7 protein-coding genes are annotated in these 8,537 nt (G+C 72.1%); all 7 read left to right on the forward strand.

Annotation, left to right across the window (positions count from 1 at the left end):
• Positions 1–94 precede the first annotated feature (94 nt).
• Positions 95–1,072 (forward strand): 5-dehydro-2-deoxygluconokinase, encoded by a 978-nt coding sequence (iolC, locus tag ACFQH9_RS16315; protein WP_379566980.1) that lies wholly within the window; start codon positions 95–97, stop codon positions 1,070–1,072.
• Positions 1,069–1,968 (forward strand): class I fructose-bisphosphate aldolase, encoded by a 900-nt coding sequence (locus tag ACFQH9_RS16320; RefSeq protein ID WP_379566981.1) that lies wholly within the window; start codon positions 1,069–1,071, stop codon positions 1,966–1,968. Before iolC ends, ACFQH9_RS16320 begins: the two co-directional genes overlap by 4 nt.
• A complete protein-coding gene (gene iolB, locus ACFQH9_RS16325) occupies positions 1,965–2,867 on the forward strand; it encodes a 5-deoxy-glucuronate isomerase (protein ID WP_379566982.1) in 903 nt (300 codons plus the stop codon). Before ACFQH9_RS16320 ends, iolB begins: the two co-directional genes overlap by 4 nt.
• Positions 2,867–4,774: a 3D-(3,5/4)-trihydroxycyclohexane-1,2-dione acylhydrolase (decyclizing) gene (gene iolD, locus ACFQH9_RS16330; protein WP_379566983.1), complete on the forward strand. Its 1,908-nt coding sequence runs from the start codon at positions 2,867–2,869 to the stop codon at positions 4,772–4,774. Before iolB ends, iolD begins: the two co-directional genes overlap by 1 nt.
• Before the next feature lie 13 nt (positions 4,775–4,787).
• On the forward strand, positions 4,788–6,299 hold the full coding sequence (locus ACFQH9_RS16335; RefSeq protein WP_379566984.1) for a CoA-acylating methylmalonate-semialdehyde dehydrogenase: 1,512 nt from the start codon (positions 4,788–4,790) through the stop codon (positions 6,297–6,299).
• A gap of 182 nt (positions 6,300–6,481) precedes the next feature.
• On the forward strand, positions 6,482–6,946 hold the full coding sequence (locus ACFQH9_RS16340; RefSeq protein WP_379566985.1) for a MarR family winged helix-turn-helix transcriptional regulator: 465 nt from the start codon (positions 6,482–6,484) through the stop codon (positions 6,944–6,946).
• A 199-nt stretch (positions 6,947–7,145) separates the two neighbouring features.
• Positions 7,146–7,604, forward strand: coding sequence for a hypothetical protein (locus tag ACFQH9_RS16345; protein ID WP_379566986.1), 459 nt, complete (start codon positions 7,146–7,148; stop codon positions 7,602–7,604).
• Positions 7,605–8,537: the final 933 nt, after the last annotated feature.

Consider the following 8,537-nt stretch of genomic DNA (forward strand, 5'->3'; position numbering starts at 1 on the left):
TAGCTATGTATAGACAAAGTATTGACTGCGACGGCGCCGCGCTCGTAGTTTCGAGCACGGCAGCAGCGCGGAACCAGACGTCGAAGAGGACTCGATGAGCGAACCAGCAGAGGTGTTGACCTTCGGGCGCGCCGGGGTGGACATCTATCCCCTGCAGGTCGGGGTGGGCCTGGAGGACGTCGAGTCCTTCGGCAAGTTCCTGGGCGGCACCACCGCCAACGTCGCCGTCGCCGCCGCGCGGCTCGGCCGGCGGGCCGCGATCATCACCGGGGTCGGCGACGACCCGTTCGGCCGCTACGTCCGCCAGGAGCTGCGCCGGCTCGGGGTGAGCGACGAGCACGTCGTCACGAACCACGAGTACCCGACGCCGGTCACGTTCTGCGAGATCTTCCCGCCGGACGACTTCCCGCTGTACTTCTACCGCAAGCCCAAGGCCCCGGATCTGCAGGTCACGACCGCCGACGTCGACCTGGACGCGGTCCGTGCGGCGCAGCTGCTGTGGCTCTCGGTCACCGGGCTGTCGGAGGAGCCGAGCCGGACCACGCACCACGACGTGCTCGCCGCGCGCGACGGCCGACCGGCCGTCCTCGACCTGGACTACCGGCCGATGTTCTGGGAGACCCCCGCCGCGGCCACCGAGCAGATCCAGAAGATCCTTGGTCAGGTGACCGTGGCCGTCGGCAACCGCGAGGAGTGCGAGGTCGCCGTCGGCGAGACCGACCCCGAGCGGGCCGCCGACGCGCTGCTCGACGCGGGCGTGGAGCTCGCCATCGTCAAGCAGGGCCCGAAGGGCGTGCTGGCGAAGAGCCGCACCGAGCGCGTCGTCTCCCCGCCCCTCACGATCACCCCGTACAACGGCCTCGGCGCCGGGGACAGCTTCGGCGGCTCGCTGGCCCACGGCCTGCTCGCCGGCTGGCCGCTGGAGCAGGTGCTCGGCCGGGCCAACGCGGCGGGCGCGATCGTCGCCTCCCGTCTGGAGTGCTCCACCGCCATGCCGACCGCGGAGGAGATCGACGTGCTCCTCGCCGGCGGCGACCCCAACGAGGCCCGCAACGAGAAGGTGACCGCGTGAGCTTCGCCCGGAACCACGACGAGATCCGGGACATCCGGACCTTCGAGCCGCAGCGCATCACGTCGCTGCTCACGACCCGCCGGCGCCGCCCGTTCGTCCCCGCCGACGGCCGGCTCATGATCGTCGCCGCCGACCACCCGGCCCGCGGCGCGCTCTCCGCCCGCGGTCGCTCGGACGCCATGGCCAGCCGCCCCGAGCTGCTCGACCGCCTGGTCACCGCGCTCGGCCGGCCCGGCGTCGACGGCGTGCTCGCCACCGCCGACATCCTCGAGGACCTGCTGCTGCTGGGCGCCCTCGAGGGCAAGGTCGTCGTGTCCTCGATGAACCGCGGCGGCCTGGCCGGCTCGGTGTTCGAGATGGACGACCGGATGACCGGCTACGACGTCGCCGGCACGGCCGAGGCGGGCTTCGAGGCCATCAAGATGCTCACCCGCATCGACCTCGACGACCCGGCCACGGTCAACACCCTCGAGACCTGCGCGCAGGTCGTCACGGACGCCAACCGCGCCGGGATCGTCGCGATGGTCGAGCCCTTCCTCTCCCGGCGGGTCGACGGGCGGGTGGTCAACGACCTGTCCACCGAGGCCGTCGTGAAGTCGGTGCACATCGCCCAGGGCCTGGGTGCCTCGAGCGCCTACACCTGGATGAAGCTGCCGGTGGTCGACGGCATGGAGCGGGTCATGGAGGCCACGACCCTGCCGACGCTGCTGCTCGGCGGCGACCCGACCGGCGCGCCCGAGGAGACCTACTCCTCCTGGAAGGCCGCGCTGGACCTGCCCTCCGTGCGGGGCCTGATCGTCGGTCGCGCGCTGCTCTACCCCGCCGACGACGACGTCGCCGGCGCCGTCGACACCGCCGTCTCCCTCGTCCGGCCCCAGGAGGTGGCCGCCGCATGACCGAGTACGTGATCCCCGCCGGAACCGGCGCGGCCGACGGCTACGAGCTCGAGGTCACGCCGAAGTCCGCGGGCCGGTGGACGGCAGCCGGCGGAGCCGGCGGGGTGGGTGAGTGCTGGGAGCACTCCAGCCTGCGGATCCTGAACCTGCCCGCGGGCGGCGAGCGCGTCGTGGAGACCGGCACCGAGGAGATGTTCGTGGTGCCGCTGTCCGGCTCCGCGACCGTCACCCTCGGCGGCGAGACGCACACCCTCGAGGGGCGCGCGAACGTCTTCGAGGGCCCCACCGATGTCTCCTACCTGCCGATCCGCTCCACGGTCACCGTCGCCTCGGAGGCCGGCGGCCGGTTCGCCCTGTGCGGCGCGCAGTGCGAGCAGGAGCTGCCCTTCCGGTACGGGCCGAAGGCCGGGGTCCCGGTGGAGCTGCGCGGCGCCGGCCAGGCCAGCCGCCAGGTGCGCAACTTCGGCACCGTCGGCTCCTTCGAGGCCGGCTCGATCATCGCCTGCGAGGTGATCACCCCGGGCGGCAACTGGTCGAGCTACCCCGCGCACAAGCACGACGAGGCGGGCCCGCACGAGTCGCAGCTCGAGGAGATCTACTACTTCGAGATCGCGCCCGGCCCGGCCGGCCAGCCCGGCCTCGGCTTCCACCGCACCAGCAGCTCACCGGGCCACGAGATCGACATCATGGTCGAGGTCCACGACCGCGACACGGTGCTGATCCCGTGGGGCTGGCACGGTCCCTGCGCCGCCGCACCCGGACACGACATGTACTACCTCAACGTGATGGCCGGCCCCGGCGAGGAGCGCGCCTGGCTCATCACCGACCACCCCGACCAGGCCTGGATCCGCGACACGTGGGCCGACCAGGCGATCGACTCCCGCCTCGGAGGTCAGTAATGGGTGAGACGACCCGGCTCACCGTCGCGCAGGCGACCGTCCGGTTCCTCGCCGCGCAGTACGTCGAGCGCGACGGCGAGGAGCAGAAGCTCTTCGCCGGCTGCTTCGGCATCTTCGGCCACGGCAACGTCGCGGGCCTCGGCCAGGCGCTGCTGCAGGCCGAGCTGCAGGACCCGGACGCCCTGCCGTACGTGCTGGGCCGCAACGAGCAGGCCATGGTGCACAGCGCCGTCGCCTACGCGCGGATGAAGGACCGGCTGCAGACCTGGGCGGTCTCGTCGAGCGTCGGGCCCGGCGCCACCAACATGGTCACCGGCGCCGCGCTCGCCACGATCAACCGCGTCCCGGTGCTGCTGCTGCCCGCGGACACCTTCGCCGACCGCTCGGCGTCGCCGCTGCTGCAGGAGCTGGAGCTGCCCGGCGCCGGTGACGTCACGGTCAACGACGCGTTCCGTCCCGTCTCCAAGTACTTCGACCGCGTCTGGCGGCCCGAGCAGCTGCCCGCGGCCCTGCTCTCGGCGATGCGGGTGCTGACCGACCCGGTCGAGACCGGCGCCGTGACCGTCTGCTTCCCGCAGGACGTCCAGGCCCAGGCGCACGACTGGCCGGTCGAGCTCTTCGCCAAGCGGGTCTGGCACGTGGCCCGGCCGGTGCCGGAGAAGGCGGCGCTGGAGCGCGCGGCCTCGCTGATCAGGTCGGCGGAGCGCCCGCTGATCGTCGCCGGTGGGGGCGTGCACTACTCCGGGGCGACGGCGGCGCTCGCCGCGTTCGCCGAGGCCACCGGCATCCCGGTCGGCCAGAGCCAGGCGGGCAAGGGCACGCTCGTGTTCGACCACCCGCAGTGCCTGGGCGCGATCGGGTCCACGGGCACCACGGCGGCCAACGCGATCGCCCGCGAGGCGGACGTGGTGATCGGCATCGGCACCCGGTACTCGGACTTCACCACCGCGAGCCGCACGGCGTTCCAGAACCCGGACGTGCGGTTCGTCAACGTCAACGTGGCGCCGATCGACGTCGTCAAGCACTCCGGTGCCCCGGTCCTGGCCGACGCCCGCGAGGCCCTCGAAGCCTTGCTGCCCTTGCTCGACGGGTACTCGGTCGCTGCCGAGTACCGGACCCGGTACGTCGAGCTCGACCGGATCTGGACGGAGACGGTCAGGTCCGTCTACGAGCCCGAGATCCCGGCGAACGGCGCCGGCGGCCTGCTGACCCAGAACGAGGTCATCGGGATGGTCAACGAGCTGTCCGACCCGCGCGACGTCGTGGTGTGTGCCGCCGGCTCGATGCCCGGTGACCTGCACAAGCTGTGGCAGACGCGGGACGCGAAGGGCTACCACGTCGAGTACGGCTACAGCTGCATGGGCTACGAGGTCGCCGGCGGTCTCGGCGTCCGGATGGCCTGCCCCGACCGGGACGTCTTCGTCATGGTCGGCGACGGGTCCTACCTGATGATGGCGACCGAGCTCGCCACGGCGGTGCAGGAGGGCATCAAGATCATCACCGTCCTGGTGCAGAACCACGGCTTCGCGTCCATCGGCTCGCTGTCGGAGTCGCTCGGCTCGCAGCGGTTCGGCACGCGGTACCGCTACCGCTCCGCGGAGACCGGGCGGCTCGACGGCGACCTCCTGCCGCTCGACCTCGCCGCCAACGCCGAGAGCTTCGGCATCCGGGTGATCCGCACCACGACCCCGTCGGACTTCGCCGAGGCGATCGCCGACGCGAAGAAGGCCACGGACAGCACGGTGATCTACGTGGAGACCGATCCGCTGATCGGCGCTCCGGACTCGGAGTCCTGGTGGGACGTCCCGGTCAGCGCGGTCTCGGAGCTCGAGTCGACGCAGTCCGCGCGCAAGGTCTACGACGAGCACAAGGCGACCCAGAAGTCGTTCCTGCGGCCCAGCTCCTGAGGAAGAAGGAATCATGACCGACAGCAAGACCCTGTACCACTGGGCCAACGGGCAGAAGGTCGACGGGAAGTCCGGCCGGTTCTCGGACGTGACCAACCCGGCGACGGGTGAGGTGACCGCGTCCCTGCCGTTGGCGTCGGAGGAGGAGGCCGCGGAGGTCATCGCGGCGGCGAAGGCGGCGTTCCCGGCCTGGCGGGACACCTCGCTGGCCAAGCGGACCCGGGTGCTGTTCAAGTTCCGCGAGCTGCTCGACGAGCGGGCCTCGGAGCTGGCGGCGATCATCACCTCCGAGCACGGCAAGGTGCTCTCCGACGCCGCGGGTGAGGTGGCGCGCGGGCAGGAGGTCGTGGAGTTCGCCTGCGGGGCCCCGCACCTGCTGAAGGGGTCGGCGACGGAGAACGCCTCGACCAACGTCGACGTGGCCTCGATCCGCCAGCCGCTGGGCGTGTGCGGGATCATCAGCCCGTTCAACTTCCCGGCCATGGTGCCGATGTGGTTCTTCCCGATCGCCATCGCCGCGGGCAACACCGTGGTGGTCAAGCCCTCGGAGAAGGTCCCGACCGCGGCGCTGTGGATGGCCGAGCTGTGGCGCGAGGCCGGGCTGCCCGACGGCGTGTTCAACGTCCTCAACGGCGACAAGACCGCGGTCGACGCCCTGCTGACCAGCCCGGACGTCAAGTCGATCTCCTTCGTGGGCTCGACGCCGATCGCGCGGTACGTGTACGAGACCGGCACGCAGCACGGCAAGCGGGTGCAGGCGCTGGGTGGGGCGAAGAACCACATGGTGGTGCTGCCCGACGCGGACCTGGACCTGGCTGCGGACCAGGCGATCAACGCCGGGTTCGGGTCGGCCGGGGAGCGGTGCATGGCGATCTCGGCGCTGGTCGCGGTCGGGGACATCGCCGACACGCTGGTCGGGAAGATCGCCGACCGGGCCAAGGCGCTCAAGACCGGGGACGGGCGGCGCTCGTGCGACATGGGTCCGCTGGTGACGAAGGCGGCGCAGGAGCGGGTGTCGGGCTACATCGACGCCGGTGAGTCGGCGGGCGCGACGCTGGTGGTCGACGGGCGGCAGGGCGAGTTCGACGCCGACGGGCCCGGGTTCTTCGTGGGCCCGACGCTGTTCGACAACGTGCAGACCGACATGAGCATCTACACCGACGAGATCTTCGGCCCGGTGCTGTCGGTGGTGCGGGTGGAGTCCTACGACGAGGCCGTGGAGCTGATCAACGCCAACCCGTACGGCAACGGCACGGCGATCTTCACCAACGACGGCGGGGCGGCGCGGCGGTTCCAGAACGAGGTCGAGGTCGGGATGATCGGCGTCAACGTGCCGGTGCCGGTGCCGATGGCCTACTACTCCTTCGGGGGCTGGAAGAACTCGCTGTTCGGCGACACCCACGCCCACGGGGTCGAGGGCTTCCACTTCTTCACCCGCGGCAAGGTCGTGACCACCCGCTGGCTGGACCCGGCTGCGCGGGAACAGCACGGCGGCATCAACCTGGGCTTCCCCCAGAACGCCTGATCCGCTCCCACGTCCCGGCCGCGTCCGGGATCCGCAGGGGCTCCCCGCCGGGCCGACCGATCCCCGGCCCGGCGGGTGACCCCCGCGACCGCCGGCCCCGCACCCGTCCGTGGTGCGGGGCCGGCGGCGTTCCCGAAAGCGTCCCGGCGGGGACCGGTCGCCCGGACGGGCATGATGACGCCGTGTCGAGCCCCGCACCGCCCCCTGCCGGACCGCCGGTCGGCCCGGGCGCCGTGGCCGTGCTGCTCGCCACGCTCGGCCGGCGGGTGCGCGAGGAGATCGACACGGCGCTGCGGGCCGAGCAGCTCACGATGCGGCACCTGTCGGCCCTCGGACACCTGGCCCGACGACCGGGGCTGTCCTACAGCGAGCTCGGACGCCGTGCGGGGGTGACGGCCCAGAGCATGCAGGCGACGTTGCGCCAGCTCGAGGAGCGCGGCGCGGTGGAGCGCCGCACCGAGCCGGGGCGGGGCCGCGTGGCCGAGCTGCACGTCACACCGGACGGGCGCCGGCTGCTGACCCGGGCGGAGAAGGCCGTCGCCGAGGTCGAACGGGGGATGCTCGCCTCCGTTCCCCGGCCCGAGCGCGCCCTCCTGGCCCGCACCCTCGTGGGGATGCTCGGGCGGCTGGGGGAGGACACCCCCTGATCGGGCTGCTAGTTTCAGCTTGACTGGAAGTGGATGCCGCCGTGTTCCGGTGAAGTGGGGGCCGGGCCGTGGCGCCGGTTTCAGCCGAACTGAAGGGGAGGGAGCCCCGATCGTGCCCCCGGAGGGGTGTGCCGAGACCGGAGTTTCAGCCTCTCTGCAACTCGACCCGGCTTTCCCGAGCCGGAGGAAGGAGACGGATGTGACGGCCGTGCTGCTCTCGGTCCACGTCCTCGCCGCCATCGTGTTCGTCGGACCGGTGACCGTGGCCACATCGATGTTCCCGCGGTACGCCCGCGCGGCCCTCGCGGGCGAGGGGTCGGCCGCCCCGGTGACGCTCCTCCACCGAATCAGCCGGGTCTACGCGGTCCTCGCGATCGCGGTGCCGGTCTTCGGACTGGGGACCGCGGTGGCGATGGGCGTGCTCGGCGACGCGTGGCTGATCGCCTCCCTCGTCCTCACGGCGGCGGCCGCGGCGCTCCTGGGGCTTCGGATCCTCCCGGCGCAGGCCGAGGTGGTGGCCGCCCTCGGGGGAGAGAGCGACAGCCGCGCACCGGTGACCGCGCGGCGGCTGTCGATGACGTCCGGGGTGTTCGCGCTGCTCTGGGCGGTCGTCGTCGTCCTGATGATCGTGCGCCCCGGCTCGACGACGGGGGTCTGACGTGCTCACGGGCCCGTGGGTGGCGGCGGTGGTCGAGGCCGGGTCGCCCACGGCCCCGAAGGTGGCTGGTGCTGCGCCGCGTGGAGCTGAATTCTCGGTGAACGGAAAGAGCGTCTCCCACCGGCCGCCGCGGAATTGCTCGCCCCCGCGTTCGCGGCGCGTCCGGTGGGAGACGCTCATCCGGTCCAACGCGACGGAGCGGGACGAGTTGCACGCCCGAACGGGTGGTCCCTCGGTCGCTGCCTGCGACGACGTGTCCACGGATCGCGTTTCCCCGAATTCGATCGAGCGGTCGTGGGCGTGGACCACGGACTTTTCGGGTGGTGATCGCGGTTCGATCACGGGCGGCCCCCGGTATCCACGGCCCCGGTCGGAGTAGGTGCTTCCGAAAGCAAATGATCGAGATGTCCCGGGAGGAGCGGCAGCCGGCCCCCGGGCGAGCTCCCGGCCCCCGCCGCCTCGCGCGCCCTCGCGTACACGCGTGGGGACCACCCGAGCCGGTCGGTGCTCTCCGTCGGCCGGGGGCGGGTGGGGATCTCCTGGGGGACGAACCCGTCCCCGGTCGCGTCGAACGACAGCCGGCGCTCGCTCGCGGGGCGCCACCCGGGCCGACGGACGGGGAGTTGCGCACCGTGACCGCCGCTCAGTCTTGTCCTCGCAGGTCAGGCCGGTACGGGCGGCCTTCTGCGGCCTCCGGAACGATCCTCGACGACAAAGTGTGACCGGCGTCATGAAGCGCGAAATCTGCCGTCAACCTGGCCGACGGCGTCGGGCGCACCTCCTTGACCTGCGGCGATGGGCCGGTTCGAGGGTGGGGGACCCCGGTTTGACCCTCGCCGTCGGCGGGGCGTAACTTTCTCGTCGTCAGCGAGACGCCGGACAGAACGAGCCCTCGAGGTTCGGTCAACAGGCCCGCTGGCCGCCCCCCGAGCC

The sequence above is a fragment of the Pseudonocardia lutea genome (assembly GCF_042658055.1).
GTDB classification, from domain to species: Bacteria; Actinomycetota; Actinomycetes; order Mycobacteriales; family Pseudonocardiaceae; genus Pseudonocardia; species Pseudonocardia lutea.